Origin of the sequence: Mesorhizobium sp. WSM3860 (assembly GCF_002294995.1) — a bacterium.
In the GTDB taxonomy this organism is placed as follows: domain Bacteria; phylum Pseudomonadota; class Alphaproteobacteria; order Rhizobiales; family Rhizobiaceae; genus Mesorhizobium.
The window spans coordinates 453,699-478,363 of sequence record NZ_NSGF01000001.1; the positions used below are offsets into that span (position 1 = coordinate 453,699).

Genomic DNA, 24,665 nt, shown 5'->3' on the forward strand with positions numbered 1-24,665 from the left:
ATATGCTGGATTCACCTCCGTCGCGCGAGTAGTTTACCTCGACGTAAACGGGAGGTAGCAAATGCTGCAGACCAGACGGAACTCTCTCGGGGTCAAGTTTGAAGCGCAGTGCAGGGCCTTCGAGAAGGAACCCTTTCCTGGCCTCGCAGTGCGCAAGGATCGGCTGAAGCGGCTGCTGGCGCTGACCGAAAAGCATGAAGTCGAGATCTGCACGGCGATCGACAGCGATTTCACTGGACGGGCGGCGCAGGAAACGCGGCTTGCGGAACTGTTCGTCGTCCGCGCTGGCATCAAGCACGCCATCCGGCATCTGCGCGGCTGGATGCGCGAGCGCCGCGTCGCCACCAGCCTGCCGTTCCTGCCGGGGCGCAACCGCCTTCTGCCGCAGCCGCTCGGCGTCATCGGCATCGTCTCGCCCTGGAACTATCCGTTCCAGCTTGCCATCGCGCCGGCAACTGCCGCTCTAGCCGCCGGCAACCGGGTGCTGCTCAAGCCGTCCGAACTGACGCCGAACTTTTCGGACCTGCTTGCCCGGTTGGTCGAAGAGCATTTTTCCTCCGACGAGATGAGCGTTGTGGTCGGCGATGCCGAGGTCGGCAAGACATTCGTGTCAATGCCTTTCGATCATCTCTTGTTCACCGGCTCCACCGCGGTCGGCCGGCAGGTGGCGCTAGCCGCGGCCGCCAATCTGACGCCGGTGACGCTCGAGCTTGGCGGCAAGTCGCCGGCGATCTTCGATGCATCCTGCGATCTCGACGCTGCGGTCGCGAGCGTCGCTTACGGCAAGCTCTTGAATGCGGGCCAGACCTGCATCGCACCCGACTATCTGATGGTCCCGCAAGGGCAAGGCGCGGCGATCGCCGCAAAACTTGCCGCCGCGATGGCGCGGCTCTATCCGAGGCTGGGCGACAATCGCGACTACACGGCGATCGTCAGCGACCGGCACCATCGGCGGCTGAGCGACATGATCGCCGAGGCACGCGAAAGCGGCGCCGATGTCACCGAGGTCAATCCGGCGAACGAAAAGCTTGGCGTAAGCGACCGCAAGATGGCGCCTGTCCTGGTCAGGAACGCCGGCGAGAGTTTGCGGCTGATGCGCGAGGAAATCTTCGGGCCGGTTCTGCCGATCATCGAATACGGCACGGTCGATGAGGCGATCGATCACGTGAACCGCGGCGAGCGTCCGCTCGCCTTCTATTGGTTCGGCAAGGACGGCGCCATTCGCCAAAGGATGAAGCGGGAAACCGTCGCCGGCGGCGTCACGGTCAACGACTGCATGATGCATCTGGTGCAGGAACGGCAGCCATTCGGCGGGGTCGGCGAGAGCGGCATGGGCGCCTATCACGGCGAATGGGGTTTCCGGACTTTCAGCAAGGAAAAGCCGATCTTCGTCCAGTCCAGGCTGAGTGCCGGTGTCCTGCTCAGGCCACCCTATGGCAGGACGTTCGAGTGGCTGTTCCGCTTGCTGAACCTGATCACCTGATCGGATTTTTTTTCGGAGTGGGCGCGTCCTCTGATTGTCTCGTGCCAATGCAACAGGTCATTTCGCAAAAAAATTCTTCATCATACTGACGCCTGCTGCCATTGAGTGTCCGATCGGCCGAAAACCGCCCCGATTGAGAAAAGCCAGGCAGTCGAGCATGTAGAAAAGGCGGAAAACCAGCGCTCCAGGCGCGGCGGCGCAATAATCCATCAAAGTTTCTGACTATTTTGCGCCACCGCTTTGCGGTAGAAGCGCGCTTCGCCGATCACGGCAAATTGAAGATGGCTTTGCGCGCCCCCATATCGGCCGCGCGCGAAAACGCCGACCTCGCCAAGCCTGCAACGGAAAAATGACGATGCCGAAAATCAGGTTTCACAAGCTTGCAGCCATTGCTGTGCTCATCGGATTCGCTGCCTGGATGGCAACGGGCGAGTTCTCGTCCGTGGGCAGCGCCGCCGATCACCAGAAGACAGGAGAAGCAGGCAAAGCCGCGCAGTCCGGCGCCGAAAAGCCGAAGAAGGCGCAGGCCGAGCCGAAGGCAGCATTGCGCACCGTCGCCGTGGTGACGCCGCCGCGCAAAACCTTCGCGCGGGCGATACGGATCTCGGGCCTGACCGAAGCCGACAAGCGCGCGGTGCTTGCTGTCCGCGTCGCCGGGGTCATCGACAAGCTGCCGGTCAAGCAGGGCGATCGCGTCAAGACCGGCGACCTGGTGCTGATGCTGGCCGCCGAGGAGAAGCTCTCGAATGTTGACAATGCCAGGCAATTGCTGGCGCAGCGCAAGGCCGAACTCGACGCAGCCGAGCGGCTGGCCAAGACCGGCAACCTGCCCAAGCTGCAGCTCGACACCGCCCGCTCGAACCTGACGGCGGCGCAGTCCATGCTGGAGACGGCGCAGGCCGAACTCGACCGCAACGAAGTGAAGGCGCCTTTCGACGGCGTCATCGACCGCGTGCCGGTCGAGCTCGGCAGCTCGGTGATGCAGGGCGGCGAAGTGGCCACCATCCTCAAGCTCGACCCGGTGATCGCGCGCGGCGAGATCAGCGAGCGCGACCTGCGCTACATCAAGATCGGCGACCAGGCCTCTGTGCGCCTTGTCAACGACCAGAAGGTCACCGGCACGGTGCGCTACATCAGTCGCGATGCCTCGGCGCAGACCCGCACCTTCCGTGTCGAGGTGGCAATCCCCAATGCGGACGGCTCCATCCCCGCCGGCATGACGGCCGAGATCACGCTCAGCGCCCAGCCGACCGATGCGGTCATGCTGCCGCGCTCGGTGGTGACGCTGGGCGACAAGGGCGACCTCGGCATCCGCGCTGTCGGCAAGGACGACAAGGTGGCGTTCTTCCCGATCGACCTCGTCGACGACACGCCGAAGGGACTGGTGCTCGGCGGCATTCCGCAGGACGCGCGCATCATCGTCGCCGGCCAGGAGCTGGTTAAGGAAGGCGATCTGGTGAAGCCGGTCGAGGCCGACCAGGCGACCATCAACAAGCTGATCAGCGAAGCCTCCGCGGGCACGCAATAGCGCGGCCGCCGCGCCGGCTCGACCGGCGCCGCTGGCCAATGTCGCGGCTTCCAGGGAAACAGCAGGCATAAGTCATGGACATCGTCAGACTCGCCATTCACAACGCCCGCCTCACGATATCGGCGCTGATGTTCCTGCTCGTCGCGGGCTGGGTCGCCTATCAGTCGACGCCGAAGGAAGCGGAGCCGGACGTTCCGATTCCGATGATGTATGTCAGCCTGATCTACCAGGGCATCTCGCCGGAGGACTCAGAACGGCTGCTGCTCAGGCCTATGGAAAGCAAGCTCAAGAGCCTGAAGGGGCTCAAGGAGATGCGCTCGGCTGCCTTCCAGGGCGGCGGCTACGTGCTGGTCGAGTTCCAGCCGCAGACCAACCTGGCCACCGCGCTGCAGGACACCCGCAGCAAGGTGCAGGACGCCAAGGCCGACCTGCCGCAGGCGGCGGAAGAGCCGACCGTCACCGAAGTCAACGTTTCCGAATTCCCCGTTCTCGTCGTCACGCTTTCCGGCGACGTGCCGGAGCGCGTGCTGACGGCGGCGGCGCGCGAGCTGCGCGACCGCATCGAGGAGGTGCCAGGCGTGCTCGAAGGTTCGCTGCAGGGCGCACGAGACGATCTGGTCGAGGTCGTTATCGACCCGGTGAAGCTCTCTTCCTACGGACTGCAGCTCGATCAGGTGATCCAGGGCGTCGGCGCCTCCAACAGCCTGGTCGCGGCCGGCAATCTCGAAGGCTCCGAGGGCAAGTACGCGGTCAAGGTGCCGTCGCTCATCGAGACGCCGGAGGATGTTGCCAATCTGCCGGTCGTCGCCACGCCCAATGCCGTGGTGCAGGCCAAGGACGTCGCCACCATCCGCTCCACCTTCAAGGACGCCGAGACGGTGACCCGCCTCGACGGCAAGCCGGCGATCGCCATCGAGGTGAAGAAGCGCATCGGCGCCAACCTGATCGACACGCTGAACCATGTCAGGGAAGTGTCCGACGCCTTCATCAAGACGATGCCGGAAGGCATGCACGTCACCTACACGCAGGACAAGTCGGTCTTCGTCAACCAGCTGCTCGGCGACCTTCAGAACCATGTGATGATCGCGGTGATCCTGGTGTTCATCGTCATCCTCTACGCGCTGTCGGGACGCGCCTCGCTGCTCATCGGTCTCGCCATTCCGTCGTCCTTCCTGATCGGCATCCTTTTGCTTGCGATGATGGGCTACACGATCAACATGATCGTGCTGTTCAGCCTCATCCTGGCGGTCGGCATGCTGGTCGACGACGCCATCATCGTCACCGAATTCGCCGAACGGCGCATGAGCGAGGGCATGCCGAAGGCCGATGCCTTCGCGCTCGCCGCCAAGCGCATGGCCGGCCCTGTGATCGCGGCGACGATGACGCGCATCGCCGCCTTCTCGCCGCTGCTCTTCTGGCCCGGCATCATCGGCGACTTCATGAAGTACATGCCGATCACGCTGATCGTGACGCTGTCGGCCTCGATGCTCTATGCGCTGGTCTTCGCGCCGACGCTCGGCGCCATCTTCGCCAAGGCGCCGGCGCATCACGAGGAGAGCGATCGGGACGGCTGGTATATGGCGCTGGTCAAGCAGGCGGTGCGCTTCCCGATCACGGTCATCCTGCTCACCGTCGGTCTGCTGGTCGGCGTCGGCTTCGCCTATTCGAAATACGGTGCCGGCGTCGAGTTCTTCCCCAGCGTCGAGCCGGACTACGGCCTGCTCTATGTGCATGCACGCGGCAACCTTTCGCTGGCCGAAATGGACGCCGCAACCAAGGCGGCGGAAAGCCGCCTGCTCGGATGGCCGGGCGTGAAATCGGTCTATACGCGCGTCGGCAAGACGCAAGGCGGCGGCCAGGACATCCCGGAAGACGTGGTCGGGGTGATCCAGTACGAATTCGTCGATTGGCGCGAGCGCAGGTCCGCCAACCAGATCCTCGATGATCTGCGTGGCGTCATGGCCGGCATTCCCGGCGTTGATGTCGAAGTGCGTGTGCCGGAGGCCGGCCCGCCGACCGGCAAGCCGATCCAGATCAGGCTTTCGGCCGCCGACCCGGCCGGGCTCGACGACAAGGCGCGCGCCGTCGCCGCGCGCATCGCCAAGATCCCCAACGTGATCGATGTTTCCGACGGCCTGCCGCCGCCCGGCGTCGACTGGGCGCTTGAGGTCGATCGCGCCAAGGCGGCGCAATACGGCATCAGCCCGACCTCGGTGGGCACGGTGGTGCAGCTGGTGACGAACGGCCTCAAGCTGTCGGAGTACCGGCCGGCCGGCGCTGACGACGCCGTCGACATTCGCCTGCGTCTGCCGGAAGACCGGCGCACGCTCTCGACGCTCGACGAGCTCAGGGTGCAGACCTCGCAAGGCTCGGTGCCGATCTCGAACTTCGTGGTGAGGAAGCCCGAGCCGACGGTCGGCATCCTCAACCGCATCGACGGCGCGCGCACCGTGGTGGTGCAAGCCAATGTCAGCGCCGGGGCGCAGGTGGCGGCGGTGCAGGCGGAAGTCACCAAGGCCGTCGCCGACATGGATCTCGGCAGCGGCATACGCTGGAAGCTCGCGGGCTCCAACGAGGACAGCGCGGAAGCCAGCGCCTTCCTCGGCAAGGCCTTCGGCGCGGCAATCTTCCTGATTTTCCTGGTGCTGCTCGCGCAGTTCAACAAGTTCACCAGCGTGTGGCTTGTTCTATCCTGCGTGATTATGGCGACGATCGGCGTGTTCCTCGGGCTGCTCTTGACAGGCGAGGCCTTCGGCATCGTCATGTCGGGCATCGGCGTCATTGCGCTTGCCGGCGTGGTGGTGAACAACAATATCGTGCTCATCGACACCTATGACCGGCTGCGCGAGGAAGGCTGGGACAAGATGGATGCCGTGCTGCAGACCTGCCGCGAGCGCGCGCGCCCTGTGGTGCTGACCGCGGTGTCGGCAATCCTCGGCGTGCTGCCGATCGCCTTCGGCCTAGGTCTCGAAATCTTCCATCACGAGACGACGATCAACGCGCCGTCGACCCAATGGTGGATTTCGCTGTCCTCGGCGATCGTCTTCGGCCTGTCCTTCGCTACCTTGCTGACGCTGGTGGTGACGCCCTCGATGCTGATGGTATTCACCCGTGCCAAAGTGAAGCCGGGCGCCCGGCGCGGCTGGTTCAGCCGCCTGTTCCGCCGCGGCAAGGGCGAGTTCTCGACAGGCGAGCCGGCGGCGGAGGCCAATGCTGAGCCGGCGATCGCCTTCCCGAAAGCCGCCGAATAGAGCGAGTTCGCAAGTCAGGCACATAAAAGCCGCTCGGGAACTACCAGGCGGCTTTTTGCATTGTTCCCTCGAAGTTCAACCAGACGGCGAGGGTTTTCATGACGATCGGTACAATTCTCGTAATAATCCTGATCCTGATCCTGATCGGCGCCGTGCCGGCATGGCCGCACTCGCGGTCCTGGGGCTATGGGCCTTCGGGGATTGTGGGAGTCATTCTGGTAGTGTTGCTGATCCTGCTTTTGATGGGCAGGATCTGAACCGACGACGATTTACGGCCGGGCCCTGGGGTCCGGCCGTTTCATCTTGAAGTTGTTCGTTTGCTCAGGCGGCCTGACGCGTCGGCGCGACGGCTATGCCGATGGCCTGCATGGCTTCCGCCACTGCCTGGTCGAGCGGGGTGTGCGGGATTTCGCCGATGACCTTTTCCAGCCGCGCCGAGACCAGCCGGTGCGCCTCGAAGCGCAGGTAGGACATCGACGCGATCTCGCGCCACATGGCCACGAACGGGCTGCCGGCGCGCAACACCCACCAGGGCATGAAGGTGAGCTTCAGCTTGCGGCCGAGCGCCTTTTCGGCGGCGACCTTGATGTCGAGATCGGTGACGGCGTGGCCGGGGAAGTTGATGGCCTCATAAAAGCCGAGCCTGTCAAGATTGCGCGCCAGTCCGACAAAAGCCACCGCAAAGTCCGGTAGATAGGCCCATTCGTGCACGAGGTCGGCCGGGCCGGCGGCGGTGTAGACCCCTTTTTCCATCTTGGCGGCGACGACGAGGTCGAACCAGCCGCCGCTGCCGGTGCCGCCGAAGAAGTCGCCAGCCCTAAGCAGAAGGGTGCGCACGCGGCCGGCATCAGCCTCGCGGCGGAACAGTTCTTCCATGGCGCAGCGGATGCGGCCCTTCTCGGTCGTCGGATGGAACGGGGTATCCTCGGTGATCACCTGCGGCATCGGCGAGCCGTAATTGTAGACGGTGCCCGGGAACAGATGCAGCGCGCCGTTCGCCCGGCAGGCTGCCATGACGTTCTCGGCCATCGGCAGGCATTTGCCCCAGTCGGTGTAGATCGGGTTCAGGCCATTGAAGATGATGTCGACTCCTTGCGTGGCGCGGATCAGCGACGGGCGATCCAGAGCGTCGCCAGAGACGGCAATAGCGCCCTTGAGCTCGGCCGGCACCTTGCCGGTGCGGGTGACGGCGCGGACGTCGAATCCAGCGTCGATGAACGCCTTGGCAACCGCGCGTCCGAGCCGGCCATTGGCGCCCAGAATTGCGATCTTGATCATTGTTCGTCTCCGTTGCTTGCGTTTGCGCAGCTAACCTGACGCCTTCACAACCGAATGGAAATTGACTGAGATCGGCAACCTGTTATTCAAAATCGAATGAATGAATTCGACTGGAACCTGATCAAGAGCTTCGTCGCGGTGGCCGAGGCCGGCAGCCTTTCGGCCGCTGCACGCAAGCTCGCATCAAGCCAGCCGACGCTCGGCCGCCACATCGCCGAGCTGGAGCAGGTGCTCGGCGTCACGCTGTTCCGGCGCGGGCGGCGCGGCTACGAACTGACGGAGGCAGGCAGCTCACTCTACGGGCGCGGAAAGGCAGTCAGCGAGCAAGCCAATGCGTTCTCATTGCTGGCGCTGGGCTCGGTCGAGGCGATCGAGGGCACGGTGCGCATCGCTGCCTCGGAGGTGGTTGCGGCCTGCGTGCTGCCGCAGATGACGGCGCGCCTTGGCGAGGAAGAGCCGGGCATCGAGGTCGAGATCGTCGCTTCCAACCAGGTCGAGAACCTGCTGCGGCGCGACGCCGACATCGCAATCCGCATGGTCAGGCCGGCGCAGAACGAACTGGTGGCGCGCAAGGTCACCGATATTGCGCTCTGCATATGTGCTGCGAAATCCTATCTCGACCGGCATGGACGCCCGGAGAAGCCGAGCGATCTTGCCGACCATCCTTTGGTCGGATTCGACCGCAGCGATGAGATCATTCGCGGCTTCACTGCGTTTGGCATCCCGGTCAGCCGCAGCAACTTCCGCTTCAGGACCGACAACCAGATCGTGCTGTGGGAAGCGGTGCGGGCAGGCAATGGCATCGGCATCGGCCAGGAGCCGCTCGCCAGCCGCGATCCTCGACTGGAGAAGCTGTTGCCGGAGGTTCCCTTGCCCGTGCTACCGGTGTGGCTTGCAATGCACCGCGACGTGCGCACCAGCATGCGCATCCGCCGCGTGGCGGATTTCCTGCATGAAGAGCTGAAGCGCTACTCCGCCGGCGCAGGCTCGGCGGCGAATTCGGCACGGTGAGCCAGGCTCGCCATCAACAGCACGACGACGAGCAGGCCGGAAAGCGCGATGAAGATCGGGCCGAAGCTCGAATGCTCGGCGACGAAGCCGATCGCCGACGGCGCCACCAGAATTCCAGAATAGCCCATGGTGGTGACGACGCTCATCCCGGTGCCGGAAGACATGCCTTCCTGGTTGCCGCCGGCCGAAAACAGGATCGGCACCATATTGGCGATGCCGAATCCGCAGAAGGCGAAGGCGGCAATGGCAAGCCAGGGCGAGGGGGACAGGCCGGCCACGAACATGCCGGCGGCAGCGACAAGCGCCGAGCCGCGCAGCGTCGCCACCGCGCCGAAGCGGTCGCGCACGCCGTCGCCCAGGAAACGCATCAGAGCCATGACGCCGGAGAAGGCAGCATAGGCGAGGCCGGCAATCGCAAGGTCGGCGCCGAGCTCCTGGTGGAGGTAGAGTGCCGCCCAGTCGAGCACGGCGCCCTCTGAGACCATGGTGAGCAGCGCCATCAACCCGACCAGATAGACGATTGTATGCCGCGGCAACCTGAATCTCTGATGCCCGGCGGCCTGCGGTCTGTCGTCGGCGACGAGATAGCGAACAGCAAGGGCAATGACGGCGAAGGCGAGCGCCGTCACCGCAATCGCATGCGCGAGATAGCCGTAGTTCTGAATGGAATACCCACCAAGCGCGCCGCCGGCGAAGCCGCCAAGGCTCCAGAAGCCATGCGAGGACGACATGATGGCGCGGGAGAGCCGTCGTTCGACAATCACCGCGTTGGAATTCATGGCAACATCCATGCCGCCGATCGAGCCGCCGAAGGCGAGCATGGCGATGGCCGCGAGCGGCACGTTGGGCGCAAGTGCCACGACCAGCAGGCCGAAACTGCCGCAGATGCCGAACCAGCGCAGCACGGGGCGGGAGCCGTGCCTGGAAATGAGATGGCCGCACCAGGTCATCGCCATCACCGCGCCGACACCGAACAACAGGATCAGCAGACCGAGCGTGAATTTCGAGATGTCCAGTCGGGTCAGAAACACCGGGATCTGCGGCGCCCAGCTGCCGGTGAGAAAGCCATTGGCCAGGAAAATGCCGGCAACGGCCCAGCGGCCGCGCGTCGCGGCTTGCCTTGTGGTTTGTGTGCTCAATGTCTGTCCGTTTTGCCAGGTGGCTTTGCGGGGCAAATTAGATCGATTCAATCAGCAGTCAAGAACCGCCGAAAAGCAATGTTTGGACCAAGGCTGCGAAGCAGACCTCCGAGGCATGGGCCGACTTGGGAGATTGGCCGAGACACCCCTCCTTTCGTCATCCACGGGCGGAGCAAGGAGCGAAGCGACGCGGCGCAGACCCGAGGATCCATTCCGTGACTTCGATGCGTCGCAGCGGTGCAGACCTAGCACCAGAGCGCCAGGGTACACGCCCTCTTTTCTGCACCGCGGCATTCTTCGGCAGCCGTTACGGCATGGATTCTAGGGTCTGCGCGCGTCGCTTCGCTCCTTGCTTCGCCCTAGAATGACGAAGCATCGAAGGCGATGGGCATCACTAGTGATCCTTCGGCCGCCTGGCCTCGAACTCGGCCTTCTTGGCCTCGGACGCCTCGGTCTGGTTGAGCGCCTGCCATTCGGCGTAGGGCATGCCGTAGATGATCTCGCGCGATTCGTCCTTGGACAGCGCAATGCCGTCGGCCTCGGCCGCCTCGCGATACCAGTTCGAGAGGCAGTTGCGGCAGAAGCCGGCCAGGTTCATCAGGTCGATATTCTGGACGTCGCCGCGTGCGCGCAGATGCTCGACCAGCCGGCGGAAGGCGGCGGCCTCGAAATCGCGTTTCAGTTCTTCGCTGAGTTCGGTCATTTCGTGGTCCCCGGTTTCAAACCGGCCCGGTGCGCGAGCCGAACATCTTCACCTCGTGTATATCGGCTCGGCGGTCGATGGCGTCAACGATCGGGGCCAATCGCTCTGCCCATTGAACAGCACCGGCGCGGTCGGCGATCAGGTCCTGGCGGATCTCGAGCAGCGCATGGGCATAGCCGTTGACAATGGCATGGCGGAACATCGTGTCGCCGCGCAGCGCGCCGTCATAGGGCTCGTTGTCGCCGACGATGAGCGCCTTGTCTTCGGCCAGCATGTCGATCAGCGGCCGCGCAACGCGGTCGTCGCGGTCCCACAAGATGCCGACATGCCAGGGGCGGATGAAGCCTTGCATGCGAGGGGTGAAGGAATGCACCGAGAAGATGAACGGCGCTTTGCCGGAGGCGTGCGCCACCGAGGAAATCATCGCCCCGACGGCGTCGTGATAGGGCCGGTAGAAGCGGTCGAGCCGTCTCTCCCGCTCCTCGGCGGCCATGGGATAGTTCCCCGGCACAACGGTACCGTCATAGAGCTGGCGGATCAGCGTCGGGTCGTCCTCGCCCCGGTTGGGGTCGATCAGAAGGCGGGAGAAGCCGGCCAGCACGGCCGGCGCGTCAAGAGCCGCCGCCAGCTCGCGCGTTATCGTTTCGACGCCGATGTCATAGGCGATGTGGCGCTCGAACTCGGCAGCCGGCAGGCCGAGGCTGCCATATTCTTCCGGCAGGTCGCGGCGGGCGTGATCGGCCAGAAGCACGATGCCCTTCTTACGGTCGCCCTCGACGATGTCGAAGGGCGCGAAAGCTGTGGATCGGGTCATCGGCTGAAAAGGGTCTGTTCGCTGGTGTCCGGGCGGGGTGGTATCGTCATTCCACGAAGAGGACTGAGGCGCAATGCCGTTGTTTGGCCACGGTTTCTGCAAAGAATCCCGGATCGGACGCCAAATCGTCCGCCGGACCCTTCTAAATCGATTGGAATTGAACAAAACGGCGCGTTGACATGCGCCCGGAGTTTGCTGAAAAGGTGCTTCGAGAGATGCAGATGTGGTTCGCCAAGGGTTTTGGATTGGGTTTCGCCGGCAGGCTGCGCAAGCGCCTGACCCTGCCGCTCCTGATCTTTGGCGCGAGCCTGTGCACGCTAGCCGCGACCTCGCCGGCGCGCGCCGATTTCCGCGTCTGCAACGCGACGCAGAACCTGGTTGGCGTCGGCATCGGCTATCGGGCGAAGGCCGGCTGGATCACCGAGGGCTGGTGGCACATCGAGGGGTCGACCTGCAAGACGCTCATCGAGGGGCCACTGTCATCAAGGTTTTACTATCTTTATGCAGAAGACGCCGAGCGCGGCGGGCGTTGGGACGGCCCGATCAACATGTGCGTCGCCGAAAAAGAGTTCAAGATTGCCGGCGTGAATGATTGCGTCGCCCGGGGCTTTCAGCGCGCCGGATTTCAGGAATATGACACGGGCGAGCAGGCAAGCTGGATGGTCCAGCTGACTGACGAGCCCGCAACGGGCGGCGCGCCAGCGGCCCCCGCTCCGGGAACAAACAATCAATGAGACGTAACCGCAAGGTCAAGATCCTCGCCACCATCGGTCCGGCTTCCTCCTCCGAGGAGATGCTGCGAAAGCTCTTCGAGGCAGGCGCCGACGTCTTCCGCATCAATATGAGCCATACCGACCATGAGCTGATGCGCACGCTTGTCGGCCGCATCCGCACGGTCGAGGCGGCGGTCGGGCGGCCGATCGGCATTCTCGCCGATCTGCAGGGGCCGAAGCTCAGGGTCGGCAAGTTCGCCAATGGCAAGGAAGCACTGACCGTCGGCCAGACCTTCACGCTGGATGACAATCCGGAACCCGGCACGTCGAAGCGCGTCTACCTGCCGCATCCGGAAATCCTGAGCTCGGTCGAGGCCGGTCACCGTCTTTTGATCGATGACGGCAAGCTGGAGCTCAAGGCGGTCAAGAGCGACGGCAAGTCGATCACCTGCACGGTCGTCGCCGGCACCAGCATCTCCGACAAGAAGGGCGTCAGCCTGCCCGACACCGATCTGCCGGTCGGCGCGCTGACCGAGAAGGACCGCGCCGATCTCGACGCGGTGCTGGCGGCAAGCGTCGACTGGGTGGCGCTGTCCTTCGTGCAGCGACCGGAGGATCTGGCCGAAGCGCGCAAGATCGCGCGCGGCCGGGCCCTGATCATGGCAAAGATCGAGAAGCCGCAAGCGGTGGCGCGCCTGGCCGAGATCATCGAACTCTCCGACGCGCTGATGGTCGCGCGCGGCGATCTCGGCGTCGAGATGCCGCTCGAGGCCGTGCCCGGCATCCAGAAGCAGATCACGCGCGCCGCGCGCCGCGCCGGCAAGCCGGTGGTGATCGCGACCCAGATGCTGGAATCGATGATCACCGCGCCCGTGCCGACCCGCGCGGAGGTCTCGGATGTCTCGATCGCCGTGTTCGAAGGCGCGGACGCAATCATGCTTTCGGCCGAATCCGCCGCCGGCGCCTATCCGGTCGAGGCGGTCGCCATGATGAACCGCATCGCCACCAAGGTCGAAGCCGACCCGACTTATGCCGGCATCATCAACGCCCAGCGCTCGGAACCGGAAGCGACCGGGGCCGACGCGATTTCGCTCGCCGCGCGCGAGATCGCGGAGACGCTGAAATTGTCGGCGATCATTTCCTACACCGCCTCGGGAACGACTGGTCTGCGCGCCGCGCGCGAACGGCCGCAAGTACCGATCGTGGCGCTGTCGCCGATCGTCAACACGGCGCGCCGGCTATCGCTTCTGTGGGGTACTCATTGCGTGGTCTCGGAGGACGCTATCGACCTCGACGATATGGTCGACCGCGCCTGCCGCATTGCCCTCGAAGAAGGCTTCGGCAAGCCGGGCGACCGCGTCATCATCACGGCGGGCGTGCCGCTGAGGACGCCCGGTTCGACCAACATGCTGCGCATCGCCTATGTCGGGTCGGAGACGCACTAAGGGTACCGAGCTTAGCCCGGCGCCAGCTCGGCGTCCGGCACCTTGAGTTCCGGGTACCTGTCAGCGCCTTGCGCGTCACCGGCGATCCGGCTTTCCACGACGCTCGCCATCGCCTGCAAGTCGACCGGCCCGCCGGCCGCCCTTTCGATGGCGCCGACGACGAGGTCGGGGGCGATCCAGTCGGGCTTGTGACCGAGATTTGCGACCCAGACCAGCTCGGCGCCGGGAATGTCGCGTTCGAGGCCGACGGAATGGACCGTGGCATAGACCACCTTGTCGCGATCGCCGGAGATGACGAACGTCGGCGCCTTGATTTCACGGTAGCCAGGCGAGGCCGCGCGCACATAGTCGTAAAGTTGGGCCACATCGCGGGCGTTGGCGCGGAAGGCAGGCGGCCTCAGCACAAGCGGGATCGAAGCCTTGCCGATATAGCCCTTCGGCACATTGTTCGGTGAAAACACGCAGGCCGTGGCATTGCCGATCCGCAGCATGCCAGCGGCGTAAGCAATGGTCTCGGAAAACAGCCAGCCGACCATCGGAACAGCCGTCAATTTGTAATACCAGGCGGTCGCGCCGCCCGGCCACGGATGGCTGACGGGCGCCAGGAAGACGAGGCCGAGCGTCTTTTCCGGATGCTGGCGCGCGAAGGCGGTGGTGACCGCGCCGCCGAAGGAATGGCCGACGAAGATCGCCCTTGCGATGCCGAGCCGATCCATCAGCGCGGCCATCGTGTCGGCCTGTGCCACCAGCGTTTCGTTGTTGCCGCGTTCCGACCAGCCGAAGCCCGGTCGGTCGAGGAACAGCATTTCGGCGCGGCCCTCGAGCAGAGGCCTCAGCGGCAGCATCTGGTCCTTGAGGTTGGCACTGGCGCCATGGATGAAGACGATAGGCGGCAGACCGGCGCCGGCAGGCGCGGGGACGTGGACATAATGGATGCGGGCACCGTCGATGTCGGCGAATGCGCCGATGGGCGGATTGCGGCGCTCGATCAGCCAGACGCCAGCGCGGGTAAGGCCGGCAAGGGCGAGGAGGAACGCAACGAGGAGGAGGAGCGCGACGCAGATGAGGTACATGCGGGAAGTACGAGGGCGAGTGGGTTTAGGTTAGCAGAACGGTGATTTTGGCAAGTAGGCGGCCTGTTGCCAGCCCAAATTATTGCCCGCTTCGGTGGAGTATCGCAAACGTTCGGCTTGGCCGGGCCTGTCAACGTCAGGGCGAAGCAGGAGCGAAGCTCCGTCGCCAAGCCCCTGGCATCCACGCCGTTACCTTGCGCGAAGGGCAGCGGAGCGAGTTCTGCACCGTCGCAGCGCATCGAAGTCACGGCATAGGTCGCTGGCTCAAGCCCAAGGATGACGAAGAGCTGCCCCTCAAATGCCCTCGCCCGCCAGGTCTTCCGACAGCGTCGAGACCTGGTCCTGGGCGCTGCGCATCATCGGATAGATGGTGAGCACCTTCTGCCAGGCTTCCAGCGCCGACTGCTTGTGGCCGGTCTCGGCCATGATCTGCGCGAGGCCCGAGAGCGCGCCGAAATGGCGCGGTTCGAGACGCAGCGTGTGGTCGATGTCCGACATCGACTTTCCATAGTTCTTCATCAGGAAATGCACCGTCGCGCGGCGGTTCCAGCCTTCGGCATAATCGGGCTGCAAGGTCACCACCTGGTCGAGGAAATCGAGCGCGACGTCGAATTTCTGGTCTTCCGCCGCCTTTTGCGCCCATCGCATCATCAGGTCGATCGAGGCGCTGCCGGACTGGTTCCACTCATTCCAGATGCGGCCGGCGATGCGTTCGGCGGCCTTCTCGTTGCGCTCGCGTCTGAGATCGGCAAAGAGCTGGTCGAGCCGTCCCTGCCTGGTCGAGGCGACCGGCGGCGGCGTGATGGCGGGTGGCGGCGAAGCGGCGGGCGGCGTAGCCTCATCCTGCGCCGAAGCGGGCCAGGCCGTGCCGGAAAAGATGAAGGCAGTGAAGACTGCAAAAAGAATCCGCATGTCCGGAATCTAGTCCCGGAGGGCGGATCGTCAAAATGATTTTAGCGTGAGAGGGCCGGCGAACCGGCAGTCGACATCGCTGGCGCGGCGCCTAGCGCCGCGCGCAAGTCTCAGCCCTGGCGCGCCTTGTAGCGCGGAGCCGTCTTGTTGATGATGTAGATGCGTCCCTTGCGGCGAACCAGCCGGTTGTCGCGGTGACGCGCCTTGAGCGCCTTGAGCGAATTCTTGATCTTCATGGTCTTGCCTGTTCGGTCGGGGGCCCGATCCCGGGCCGAATTTTAAAGGCGCGCCCGAAAAAAGCGCGCCTTGAACTTGCGTGGCTCATAAACGAGGAGCCTTGTCCGTGTCAACCGCAAGCGGGCGGCTCTTATGCCGCAAATGGTGCGCTGATCAAATATTCGCCATCGCAAACGCGCGGCATTGCGCGACTCAGAGGCGGCTGGAATGTTGCGGGCCACGCCGGAGCGGGACACAGGTCCCCTCCAGCGATGTCTAGTTGTTTTAGCCGCATTTCTGCGACGCCAAGCGATTCCCGTGGCTGCAAGATGCTCTCAGCGAAACGGAGTTCTACCATGCGCCGTCTCTTTCTGCCCGCATGCCTTGTCCTCATCGCGACGGTTCCGGCTGCATGGGCCGAGGACTGCGACCGCAGCGACGACAGCCAGTCGATGATGACTATCTGCGCCAATGCCGATTATCAGGCGGCCGATGCCAAGCTCAACGCCACCTACAAGGATATTGTCGGCCGCAACGACGAGAAGGCCAACAAATTGCTGCAGACCGCGCAGCGCGCCTGGATCGCCTTCCGCGACGCCGAATGCGCCTATTCGACCGCCGACAGCGAGGGCGGTTCCATCCACCCGATGGAGGTTTCGCAATGCCTGACGGAGCTGACCACCGAGCGCACCAAGCAACTCACCTCCGGCCCCAACTGCCAGGAAGGCGATCCTAGCTGCGCCAGCCCGGACGAGGACGAAGACATGCAGTAGTCGGCGTTAGCGCCGACGCTCAATGCGCGTGAAATGGCCCATCTTGCGGCCGGGTCGCGACTCGGCCTTGCCGTAGAGATGCAGCATCAGGTCGGGCTCGGCGAGCAGCGCCGGAACCTTCAGCATGTCGTCGCCGATCAGGTTTTCCATGACACAGTCGGAATGCCGGGCAGGCGAGCCCAGCGGCAGGCCCGCGACGGCGCGGATATGCTGTTCGAACTGCGAGACGATGCAGGCGGCCTCCGTCCAGTGGCCGGAATTGTGGACACGTGGCGCCAGCTCGTTCGCGAGCAGCGAACCGTCGGCGAGGACGAAGAACTCGACGCCGATGACGCCGACATAGTCGAGCGCCGCAAGAACTTTTGCCACCGCTTCCTTCGCCGCCAATGCGGTGTCGGGAGCGATGGCGGCCGGCAATGTCGACGTTCGCAATATGCCTTCGCGATGGATATTCTCGGCCGGATCGTAGGCGGCAACCGAGCCGTCCTGCCCGCGCGCGGCGATCACCGAAATCTCGCGCTCGAAAGCGACCAGCGATTCGAGGATCAGCGGCACATTGCCCATCGCCTCGCAGGTGCCGGCAAAGCCGCCGGCCTCCATGTTGCGGAAGACGCGCTGGCCTTTGCCGTCATAGCCCATGCGGCGCGTCTTCAGCACGCCGCTGCCACTGAATTTCTTCAGCGCCACCGTCAGATGGTCGTCAGTATCGACCGGGCAGAATTCGGCTGTGGGAACGCCGATGCCGTTCAGGAAATTCTTCTCGGTCAGGCGGTCCTGCGCGACTTCGAGGGAGCGCGCCGGCGGATAAACCGGAACGCGCGACGCGAGGATCTCCGCTGCCGCAACCGGGACGTTCTCGAATTCGTAGGTGACGACAGCGCTGGCGCCGGCCAGTTCGGCAAGGGCCGCCGAATCGTCATAGGCGGCGACGATCTGCCGGTTGGCGACCTGCGCCGCCGGGCTGTCGGCCTGTGGCTCCAGGACGATGGTGCGATAGCCGAGGCGGGCGGCGGCCATCGCCAGCATGCGGCCGAGCTGGCCGCCGCCGATGATGCCGATGGTCGATCCCGGGGCCAGGCTCACGGGGTATCCGCCGGCTCGGTGGCGACCTTGGCGGTCTGTGCGGTGCGCCAGGCATCGAGGCGCGCGGCGAGCTTTTCATCGCTCAGCGCCAGGACGGCCGCGGCGAGAAGGGCCGCGTTGGCAGCACCGGCCTTGCCGATGGCTAAAGTGCCGACCGGAATGCCGGCCGGCATCTGCACGATGGAGAGCAGCGAATCCTGGCCGGACAACGCCTTGGATTCGACCGGCACGCCGAAGACGGGCAGCGGCGTCATCGCAGCGGTCATGCCGGGCAGGTGCGCCGCGCCCCCGGCACCTGCGATAATCACCTTGTAGCCGGCCGCCTTGGCGCCCTTGGCGAATTCATAGAGGCGGTCCGGCGTGCGGTGTGCCGAGACGATCAGCCTTTTGTGCGGGATGCCCAGCGCGTCCAGCGTTTCCGCCGCCTGGCGCATCGTCGCCCAGTCGGACTGGCTGCCCATGATGATGGCGACGTCGGCACGCTGATCGGTCAAGGTATGGCTCCGCGGCGGCAAAGGCGCGCCTTAGCGGAATTCGCTAAAGGCCGCAAGGATTGCGGTGATGACAGCGCTCCCGCCGGCTTGCCGCAATCAGCGATAGACAACGCTTTCAAGGGTGCTGTCGGCGTAGGCATCCGAGTTCGTAAGATGCCCATCATAGGGGCCTATTTTGTTGACGACGGCGCCATTCTTGAAAACGATCTGAAGGCCGTGCTCAGGCTCCCAGTCACAATTGCACTCAAGTGAGACGTATATGCCGTTATCACCCTCGGCCCGACGGATGACGAGGGCCTCTTCGCCAAGCTGAACGAATTTCCATATCTCAGAGGGCGAACCGATAGACGGGAAATCGTCTTCCGGTTCAATGCTTTCCTTGACGTCTAGATAATACCTAAAGATGTGGGGCTCCGCTGACGTAAGGACGGTATTCGGCGATCCCAGGAAGTTGGCGATTGCCTCATGGAAATCTTCCACGGGAGGCTCTTCGTCGTATCCTTCAACAAGTACCGCGCACTTTTTTCCACTTAGAACCGCCAGAGAGATAGGCTTGCTGATATAGCAGCCTTGGTCTTCATCAAACCTGCATTTGCCAAGCCCTGGAATTTCCATTTTCTGCGCTCCTCCCGACAAGACTCAAATAGAGATAGACGGCTATCCCCCGGTGGTGAGTCGCCTCCGTAAGTAGTCGATTGGACGCCCCGAACCTAGTCCGGCCAGCGCAGCGAGCCCGACGATTCTTTACGGGCGACCTTCATCGCATCCGTGGGCCTGTCCTTGGCGGTCAGCACGGCGCGCAGCCTTTCGGCCACGATCTCGGCCTCGCCAGGATGCAGATTGCAGGGGTCGAGGAAGAAGTGGCCGCGCTCGACCTCGTGGTTGCGCACGATGACCGGCGGCGAGCCGGCAGCGAGCGCCGAGGCGAGGCCAGCCGCGCTGAAGCGGCTTTCCGGACGCACGAAGACCTGCAGGCGGTCGAGCGGATTGGCGGTCGGATCGGGGATGATCTCGGCGCCGATGCCGGGAATGTCCTGCAGCGCGTCCTTCCACAGATGGAGCGCCGCTTCCTCGCGCCGGCGGTTGCCGGCATGGTCGCGCTTTTCCCAGGCGTCGAGCGCAGCCATGGTGCCGGCGATGCTTTCCTTGCCGACCTTCATGGCTCGCGCGACGCCTCGGTTCTGCAGATAGGCTGCCCGCACCAGATCCTTGCGGCCGGTGACGATGCCGCTGGTCGGGCCGCTCAGGAATTTGTGGCCGCTGTAGACGACGATGTCGGCGCCGCGCGCGAGGAAGGTCCGCAGATCGTATTCCGAAGCGGCATCGACGATCACCGGCACGTTCTTGGCGTGACAGATCTCGCAGAACTCCTCCAGCGAAAGCATGCCGTACTGCACCGTGTGGTGGGCGACGACGTAAAGCGCTGCCGCCGTACGCTCGTTGATCGCCTCGCGCACGTGGTAATCCTGCGTGACGCTGACGGTGCCCGCCGGAATGACCTTGGCGCCGGCGACGCGGATCGACTGGTCGATCGGCGCGCCGTAATTGACGATATGGCCGAGCTGGATGACGACTTCCGAGTTCAGCCCTTCGGTGTCGTCGGGCAGCCGTTCGATGGCCAGCAGATTGGTGCCGGTCATCGCGCCGGCGATCGCCATGGTGATGCCTGAGGCGCAGCAGGCGGTGATGAAGCCGGCCTCGCCGCCGGTGAGGCGGGCGACAACCGCACTCGCGGCGCGCTGCAAATCGTCCATCTCCACCCATTGCGAGGCGATCTCGGCCATGGCGCTGATCGCTTCCGGAACCATGATCGAGGCGCCGAGCGTCGTCATCGTGCCGGAGACGTTTATGATCGGACGCAGTCCCAGCCGCTCGCGGATCGTGGTGTTGGAGCCGGTCTCGGAATAGGTTTTCATGACAGCAGATCCTAATGTCAGGCGGCGATCTCGACGACCGCTTCGATTTCGACGGTGATGTTTCCAGGCAGCGAGCCGACGCCAATCGCCGAGCGTGCGTGGCCGCCGATCTTGTCGAAGACATCGGCGAAGAGATCGGAGCAGCCATTGACCACTTTCGGGTGATCGCTGAAGGTCGGCGTCGCGTTGACGAAGCCGAGCAGCTTCACCACGCGCACGATGCGCCCGAGGTCGCCCGCCGCCGCGTGCATGACCGCAAGCAGGTTGAGACCGGTGAGCCGGGCATGCTCATAGGCCTGTTCGACGGTCACGTCCTCGCCGACCTTGCCGGTGCAAAGCGTGCCGTCGGCGCGCAGCGGCCCTTGGCCCGAGAGGAAGATCAGTCGGCCGCTCTCGGCATGGGTGACGAAGTTGGCGATGGGCGTTGGCGGCTCGGGCAGCGTTAGGCCGAGTTCGGCGAGCCGGGCGTAAGGCGTCATGGAAGAAGGCTCCCTTGGATGGCCTTGGCCATCCGATGTCGAAGATGAATGGGTTCGAGCCATCCGAGTTCAGAAATGCGAGGCGCGGAAGCGCGCCAGAAAGGTGCGGAGGCGTTCGTTGGTGGTCTCCGCGGCCAGCACCTCCTTTGGCGGCCCGACAGCCGAGACGCCGCCATCGGCCATGAAGACGATGCGGCTCGACGCATCGCGGGCAAAGGCCATTTCGTGCGTCACCATCACCATGGTCATTCCCTCCTCGGCGAGGCTGCGCACCACGGCCAGCACTTCGCCGACGAGCTCGGGATCGAGGGCCGAGGTGATCTCGTCGAGCAGCAGGATCTTTGGTTCCATGGCGACCGCACGCGCAATGCCGACGCGCTGCTGCTGGCCGCCGGAAAGCTCGGCGGGCAGGCTGTCGGCCTTATGGGCGAGACCGACACGGCCCAGCCAGTGCTCGGCGATCGAGCGCGCCTCGGCGTTGCTCTTGCCGCGCACCTTGGTGAGGCCGAGCATGATGTTGCCGGCCGCCGTCAGATGCGGGAACAGGTTGAAGCTCTGGAACACCATGCCGGTCTCGGCGCGCATGGCGGCCAAGTCGCGCTCGCTGCGGCGCTGGCGCGCGCCGGAGTCGCGAGCAGGGCCGGGGCGAAAACCGACCTCCTTGCTGTCGATGCGGATCGAGCCGCTGTCGTAGCTTTCGAGGAAGTTGACGCAGCGCAGCAGCGTGGTCTTGCCGCTGCCGGACGGCCCGATGACGGCGACCACCTCGCCCTTCGCCACCTTGAGGCTGACCGAGCGCAGCACCTCGACCGAGCCGAAGGATTTCGAGACCTCGGCAATATCGAGAAGCGCAGGGCTGTTGTTGGAAGTGGCGGCCATCGTGCTATTCCCGGATGAAGGCAAAGCGCTGCTCCAGCCGTCGGCTGGCAAGCGAAAGCGCGTAGTTGACGGCGAAATAAAGAAGGGCGCCGAGGATATAGAGCGGCATCGCCTCATAGGTGCGGCCGATGACCTGGTTGATGGCCTGCATCAGATCGGTGATGCCGAGCAGCGAGACCAGCGCGCTGCCCTTGACCGCGTCGGTGACGCCGTTGATCCAAGGCGGCAGGAAGCGGCGGAAGGCCTGCGGGAAAATCACGTAGGTAAGCCGCTGGCGAAAGGTCAGGCCGATCGCCATCGCCGCTTCGGACTGGCCTTTCGGGATCGAGGCGACGGCGCCGCGCAGATATTCGACGACCTGCGCGATCTTGAACAAGGTCAACGCCAGCACCGCCGCCCAGAAGGACTGGAGATGGACGCCGACGGCGGGCAGGCCGTAATAGACGAAGAAGATCAGCACGAGGATCGGGATGCCGCGAATGGTGTCGCTGAAGATGCGCACCGCCCAACGCAAGGGTGCCGGTCCGTAGACCAGGCCGACGCCGAGGACAACGCCGGCAATCAGCGACAGCACCACGACCAGCAGCGACACCCAAAGCGTCAGCGCGAAGCCTTCGGCGAGGAACGGCAGGGCGTAAGCGATCTGGCCAAGCATCAGCGCGCCGTCCTATACCAGCGCTCGACCAGCCGGAGCGCGAAGAGCAAGGCGTAACCTGTCACCAGATACATTGCCGTCACTACGAGATAGACCTCGACGATGCGGAAGGTGTTGAAGTTGATCCACTGCGCGCCATAGGTCAGCTCGGGCACCGAGATGACGGAAGCGACGGACGTGTCCTTGAACAGCGAGATGAAGGTATTCGAAAGCGCCGGCAGGGTGATGCGCATCATCGTCGGCAACCGCACATGGACAAGCCGCTGCCATGGCGTAAGGCCGATCGCCTTGCCGGCATCGAGCTGGCCACGCGGCACGGCTTCGAGGCCGGATCGGAACACCTCGACCAGATAGGCGCCGCTGTAAACGGCAAGCGTGGCGACGAAGGACGTCTGCGCGCTGTAGGCAAGGTCGATGACGGTCGGCAGCCCATAGAAGACCAGATAGACCAAGAGGATCAGCGGCACGTTGCGAATGAATTCGACGTAAGACGCGATGATGCCGCGCACGACGCGCCCGGCCGAGACATACCAGACGGCCAGCACCAGCCCGATGATAATGCCGATGGCTATCGAGATCACGGCAAGCTCGAGGCTGAGCAGCAGTCCGCCCCACAGCTTGTCGAAATGGCGCCAGATCAGGTTGAAATTGAGCGTATAGCCCATGCGTCCGTCTCAATGGCCTGTGGTGACGATCCAGGATCCGTCACTGCAGGAGCCGGTGTCGAGGAGAAGAGGCGGAAGGGCGCTTGTTGCGTCCCTCCGCCGGCTAAAGTCAGACAGGCCTCGTCAGATGACCGGGAAGCCCGGGTGGCGCGGCGGCGGCTCCTGGCCGAAATATTCCTTGAAGGCGGCGTCGTAGAGCGCAGTCTCATGGCCGAACATGGCGATGGTGAAGGTCTGGTTGACATAGGTCAGCCAGTCGAGGTCGCCCTGCCTGACGGCCGCGCCGTAAAGCATCGAATACCAGCTCTTGCCGGCGTCGAAATATTTGTCCGGGTTGCGCGAGGCGAGCCAGCGGACGGTGGAGAGGTCGACCGCGGCGGCGTCGACGCGCTTCGATTCCAGCGCCTGCAGCACGTTGGCCTGGGTGTCGATCTGCATCACCTGCGCCTGCGGCAGGGCAAAGTGTACCGAGTTATCGGCATCGACATTCTGCAGGATCGAGATGCGCGTGGCGGAGCCGTTCGCCAGCAGCTTGTCGAAGGTCTTGTTCTCGGAGCCGGGCAGCGTCAGCAGCGCGACGCCTTCGACATAATAGGGGCGCGAGAAGTGGATCAACTGCGAGCGCTGCGCCGTCATGGTCATGAACTGAATAGTGATGTCAACCTTGTTGGTGGTGACGTTCGGAATGCGCTGCGCCGGATCCTGCATGACGAATTCGACCTTGGTCGGATCGTCGAAAAGGCCCTTGGCGAGGATGCGGCCCATGGTGATGTCCATGCCGACCAGCTCGCCGGCATCGTTCTCGAAATGCCACGGCGCATTGGTGCTGCCGGTGCCGACGATCAGCTTGCCGCGATCGAGCGCGGTGCGCAGCACGCTATCGGCTGCAGCTTGCGCGGCGGCCTTCTCGGCGCTGACCGCGGTGAGCGCACCGGCGGTGGCAAGTCCGGCCATTCCCAGTTTCAGAAAATCACGTCTTCCGGATGTGTCGTTCACGGCGACCTCCTTTGGTGTGGTGTTCCCCATGAATACACGCGTCAGCAATCGACAAAACGATTGTCTCTTACAAGAGACGTATGTATCCTGTACAAGACAGATACTAACACCGGGAATCGACAATGCAAGATGGCGAAGCACTGACCGAGTGGCAGGCCGCAAGTTCGGACGAAGAGAGGCCTGCGAACTCTCGCGAGAAGGGTCTCAACCGCGCGCTGCACATTCTGGAGTTCCTGCATGCCACGCAGCGCGCGATCGGCATCGGCGAGCTGGCCAAGGGACTCAACGCCCCCCGCTCGACGACCTACACGCTGGTGCGCGAGCTGGTCGGTGCCGGTCTCCTGGAGATGGCCGGCGACGGCAACCGCGTCTATTTCGGCAAGAAGCTTTACCTCTACGGAATGGCCTATATGCGCGGAAACGACCTGCTCAGGCGCGGGCGGCAGGAGGTCGACACGCTGTCGCGCGAGACGGGCGAGACCTCGGAGCTGTGCATGCTGCAGAGCGGCCGCTACACGATCGTCCATTCGAGCCCGGGCACCAGGCCGTTCCGCATCAGTTCGGCCACCGGCCTGCAGATCCCGCTGCCGTGGACCGCGTCGGGCCGGCTGCTGCTCGCCGGCCTGGACCGCAACCGGATCGAGGCGATGATCTCGCGGGACGACCTCGTGCTGCCGGACGGCCGCAAGATCGACCTCGACGACTTCATCGACGACATCGCAAAAGCCCGCGTCACCGGCTATTGCGTGACGTCGGGCCTTGTCGACGCCTACACCAAATGCCTGGCTGCGCCGGTCTTTTCAGCGCCGGGGAAGATTGAGGCGACGATGTGCCTGGTGGTTCCGATCGACACGTCGGACGAACGGACAGGCGAACTGGTCGCGCTGCTGCGTGACCGCGCCGCGCGGCTTTCGATCCCGTAGCCGCCGAGCGAAGGAGGCTGCCGGGTCAGGCGATGATGTCGGGGATGATGCGGTCTTCCAGCGCCATCAGCCGGTCCTTCAGCATCAGCTTCTTCTTCTTCATGCGCTGGATCTGCAGCGGGTCGCAACCCATGGCGATCATCGCATTGATGGCGGCGTCGAAATCGGCGTGTTCCTGTTTGAGCCGGGAATATTCGAGGCGTATCTCAGCCTGTTCCTGTTCGGACATTATCTAC

General features: G+C 64.2%; 26 protein-coding genes. 9 read left to right on the plus strand and 17 right to left on the minus strand.

Translation table 11 applies throughout. The annotated features are described in order from the left end of the window. Positions 1-61 precede the first annotated feature (61 nt). From CK220_RS02365 to CK220_RS02380, 4 genes are all read left to right on the plus strand, one after another. Positions 62-1,483, plus strand: a complete 1,422-nt coding sequence (locus CK220_RS02365) for a coniferyl aldehyde dehydrogenase (protein WP_095809993.1) — start codon at positions 62-64, stop codon at positions 1,481-1,483. 355 nt (positions 1,484-1,838) lie between these two features. Further along, on the plus strand, positions 1,839-3,011 hold the full coding sequence (locus CK220_RS02370; protein WP_095810266.1) for an efflux RND transporter periplasmic adaptor subunit: 1,173 nt from the start codon (positions 1,839-1,841) through the stop codon (positions 3,009-3,011). A 74-nt stretch (positions 3,012-3,085) separates the two neighbouring features. Next, the gene (locus CK220_RS02375) at positions 3,086-6,262 is read left to right on the plus strand and encodes an efflux RND transporter permease subunit (protein WP_095809994.1); all 3,177 of its coding nucleotides are present in this window, start codon (positions 3,086-3,088) and stop codon (positions 6,260-6,262) included. A gap of 98 nt (positions 6,263-6,360) precedes the next feature. Continuing rightward, the gene (locus CK220_RS02380; protein WP_040991775.1) at positions 6,361-6,519 is read left to right on the plus strand and encodes a DUF3309 family protein; all 159 of its coding nucleotides are present in this window, start codon (positions 6,361-6,363) and stop codon (positions 6,517-6,519) included. Positions 6,520-6,583: 64 nt separating this feature from the next. Here CK220_RS02380 and CK220_RS02385 read toward each other — a convergent pair whose 3' ends face one another. Then, a complete protein-coding gene (locus CK220_RS02385) occupies positions 6,584-7,540 on the minus strand; it encodes an SDR family oxidoreductase (protein WP_095809995.1) in 957 nt (318 codons plus the stop codon). Between the two features lie 96 nt (positions 7,541-7,636). Between CK220_RS02385 and CK220_RS02390 the strand changes: the two genes are divergently transcribed. Further along, a complete protein-coding gene (locus CK220_RS02390) occupies positions 7,637-8,551 on the plus strand; it encodes a LysR family transcriptional regulator (RefSeq protein ID WP_095809996.1) in 915 nt (304 codons plus the stop codon). Here CK220_RS02390 and CK220_RS02395 read toward each other — a convergent pair. The 3 genes from CK220_RS02395 to CK220_RS02405 all read right to left on the minus strand — a co-directional run bounded on the left by CK220_RS02395 (position 8,509) and on the right by CK220_RS02405 (position 11,207). Continuing rightward, entirely contained in the window at positions 8,509-9,690 is a 1,182-nt protein-coding gene (locus CK220_RS02395) for an MFS transporter (RefSeq protein WP_095809997.1), read from the minus strand. The two genes, CK220_RS02390 and CK220_RS02395, sit on opposite strands and share 43 nt — an antisense overlap. A 394-nt stretch (positions 9,691-10,084) precedes the next feature. Beyond that, complete coding sequence (locus CK220_RS02400; RefSeq protein ID WP_095809998.1) at positions 10,085-10,393, minus strand: DUF1244 domain-containing protein; 309 nt, start codon at positions 10,391-10,393, stop codon at positions 10,085-10,087. Between the two features lie 16 nt (positions 10,394-10,409). Beyond that, the gene (locus CK220_RS02405) at positions 10,410-11,207 is read right to left on the minus strand and encodes an N-formylglutamate amidohydrolase (RefSeq protein ID WP_095809999.1); all 798 of its coding nucleotides are present in this window, start codon (positions 11,205-11,207) and stop codon (positions 10,410-10,412) included. Positions 11,208-11,386: 179 nt separating this feature from the next. Here CK220_RS02405 and CK220_RS02410 point away from each other — a divergent pair, with 179 nt between their 5' ends. Together CK220_RS02410 and pyk are read left to right on the plus strand one after the other, a co-directional pair. After that, on the plus strand, positions 11,387-11,941 hold the full coding sequence (locus tag CK220_RS02410; RefSeq protein WP_176478967.1) for a DUF1036 domain-containing protein: 555 nt from the start codon (positions 11,387-11,389) through the stop codon (positions 11,939-11,941). Beyond that, a complete protein-coding gene (pyk, locus tag CK220_RS02415; protein WP_095810000.1) occupies positions 11,938-13,365 on the plus strand; it encodes a pyruvate kinase in 1,428 nt (475 codons plus the stop codon). Before CK220_RS02410 ends, pyk begins: the two co-directional genes overlap by 4 nt. 11 nt (positions 13,366-13,376) lie before the next feature. Here the strand turns inward: pyk and CK220_RS02420 are convergent, their stop codons facing one another. The 3 genes from CK220_RS02420 to ykgO form a co-directional block, all read right to left on the minus strand. After that, positions 13,377-14,438 carry an alpha/beta hydrolase gene (locus CK220_RS02420; RefSeq protein ID WP_095810001.1) on the minus strand — a complete coding sequence of 354 codons (1,062 nt, stop codon included), beginning with the start codon at positions 14,436-14,438 and terminating at the stop codon, positions 13,377-13,379. 294 nt (positions 14,439-14,732) lie between these two features. Beyond that, on the minus strand, positions 14,733-15,350 hold the full coding sequence (locus tag CK220_RS02425; RefSeq protein WP_095810002.1) for a hypothetical protein: 618 nt from the start codon (positions 15,348-15,350) through the stop codon (positions 14,733-14,735). A 110-nt stretch (positions 15,351-15,460) separates the two neighbouring features. Then, complete coding sequence (gene ykgO / locus CK220_RS02430; RefSeq protein WP_040974291.1) at positions 15,461-15,586, minus strand: type B 50S ribosomal protein L36; 126 nt, start codon at positions 15,584-15,586, stop codon at positions 15,461-15,463. 336 nt (positions 15,587-15,922) lie between these two features. Here ykgO and CK220_RS02435 point away from each other — a divergent pair, with 336 nt between their 5' ends. Beyond that, entirely contained in the window at positions 15,923-16,339 is a 417-nt protein-coding gene (locus tag CK220_RS02435; RefSeq protein ID WP_095810003.1) for a lysozyme inhibitor LprI family protein, read from the plus strand. A 6-nt stretch (positions 16,340-16,345) separates the two neighbouring features. Here the strand turns inward: CK220_RS02435 and CK220_RS02440 are convergent, their stop codons facing one another. From CK220_RS02440 to CK220_RS02480, 9 genes are all read right to left on the minus strand, one after another. Next, on the minus strand, positions 16,346-17,422 hold the full coding sequence (locus tag CK220_RS02440; RefSeq protein ID WP_095810004.1) for a 5-(carboxyamino)imidazole ribonucleotide synthase: 1,077 nt from the start codon (positions 17,420-17,422) through the stop codon (positions 16,346-16,348). Next, on the minus strand, positions 17,419-17,916 hold the full coding sequence (gene purE / locus CK220_RS02445; protein ID WP_095810005.1) for a 5-(carboxyamino)imidazole ribonucleotide mutase: 498 nt from the start codon (positions 17,914-17,916) through the stop codon (positions 17,419-17,421). The genes CK220_RS02440 and purE overlap by 4 nt, the downstream gene beginning before the upstream one ends. 96 nt (positions 17,917-18,012) lie before the next feature. Further along, a complete protein-coding gene (locus tag CK220_RS02450) occupies positions 18,013-18,531 on the minus strand; it encodes a hypothetical protein (RefSeq protein ID WP_095810006.1) in 519 nt (172 codons plus the stop codon). 95 nt (positions 18,532-18,626) lie between these two features. Further along, positions 18,627-19,832, minus strand: a complete 1,206-nt coding sequence (locus CK220_RS02455; protein ID WP_095810007.1) for an aminotransferase class V-fold PLP-dependent enzyme — start codon at positions 19,830-19,832, stop codon at positions 18,627-18,629. A 17-nt stretch (positions 19,833-19,849) separates the two neighbouring features. Next, the gene (locus tag CK220_RS02460; protein WP_095810008.1) at positions 19,850-20,311 is read right to left on the minus strand and encodes a RidA family protein; all 462 of its coding nucleotides are present in this window, start codon (positions 20,309-20,311) and stop codon (positions 19,850-19,852) included. Between the two features lie 69 nt (positions 20,312-20,380). After that, positions 20,381-21,190, minus strand: a complete 810-nt coding sequence (locus CK220_RS02465) for an amino acid ABC transporter ATP-binding protein (protein ID WP_095810009.1) — start codon at positions 21,188-21,190, stop codon at positions 20,381-20,383. A 4-nt stretch (positions 21,191-21,194) separates the two neighbouring features. Continuing rightward, positions 21,195-21,845 carry an amino acid ABC transporter permease gene (locus CK220_RS02470; RefSeq protein ID WP_095810010.1) on the minus strand — a complete coding sequence of 217 codons (651 nt, stop codon included), beginning with the start codon at positions 21,843-21,845 and terminating at the stop codon, positions 21,195-21,197. Beyond that, positions 21,845-22,510, minus strand: coding sequence for an amino acid ABC transporter permease (locus CK220_RS02475; protein ID WP_095810011.1), 666 nt, complete (start codon positions 22,508-22,510; stop codon positions 21,845-21,847). Before CK220_RS02475 ends, CK220_RS02470 begins: the two co-directional genes overlap by 1 nt. Before the next feature lie 123 nt (positions 22,511-22,633). After that, a complete protein-coding gene (locus tag CK220_RS02480) occupies positions 22,634-23,506 on the minus strand; it encodes a transporter substrate-binding domain-containing protein (protein WP_095810268.1) in 873 nt (290 codons plus the stop codon). Positions 23,507-23,628: 122 nt separating this feature from the next. Here CK220_RS02480 and CK220_RS02485 point away from each other — a divergent pair, with 122 nt between their 5' ends. Beyond that, a complete protein-coding gene (locus tag CK220_RS02485; RefSeq protein ID WP_095810012.1) occupies positions 23,629-24,429 on the plus strand; it encodes an IclR family transcriptional regulator in 801 nt (266 codons plus the stop codon). 25 nt (positions 24,430-24,454) lie between these two features. Here CK220_RS02485 and CK220_RS02490 read toward each other — a convergent pair whose 3' ends face one another. Next, positions 24,455-24,658: a DUF465 domain-containing protein gene (locus CK220_RS02490; RefSeq protein WP_067001951.1), complete on the minus strand. Its 204-nt coding sequence runs from the start codon at positions 24,656-24,658 to the stop codon at positions 24,455-24,457. Positions 24,659-24,665: the final 7 nt, after the last annotated feature.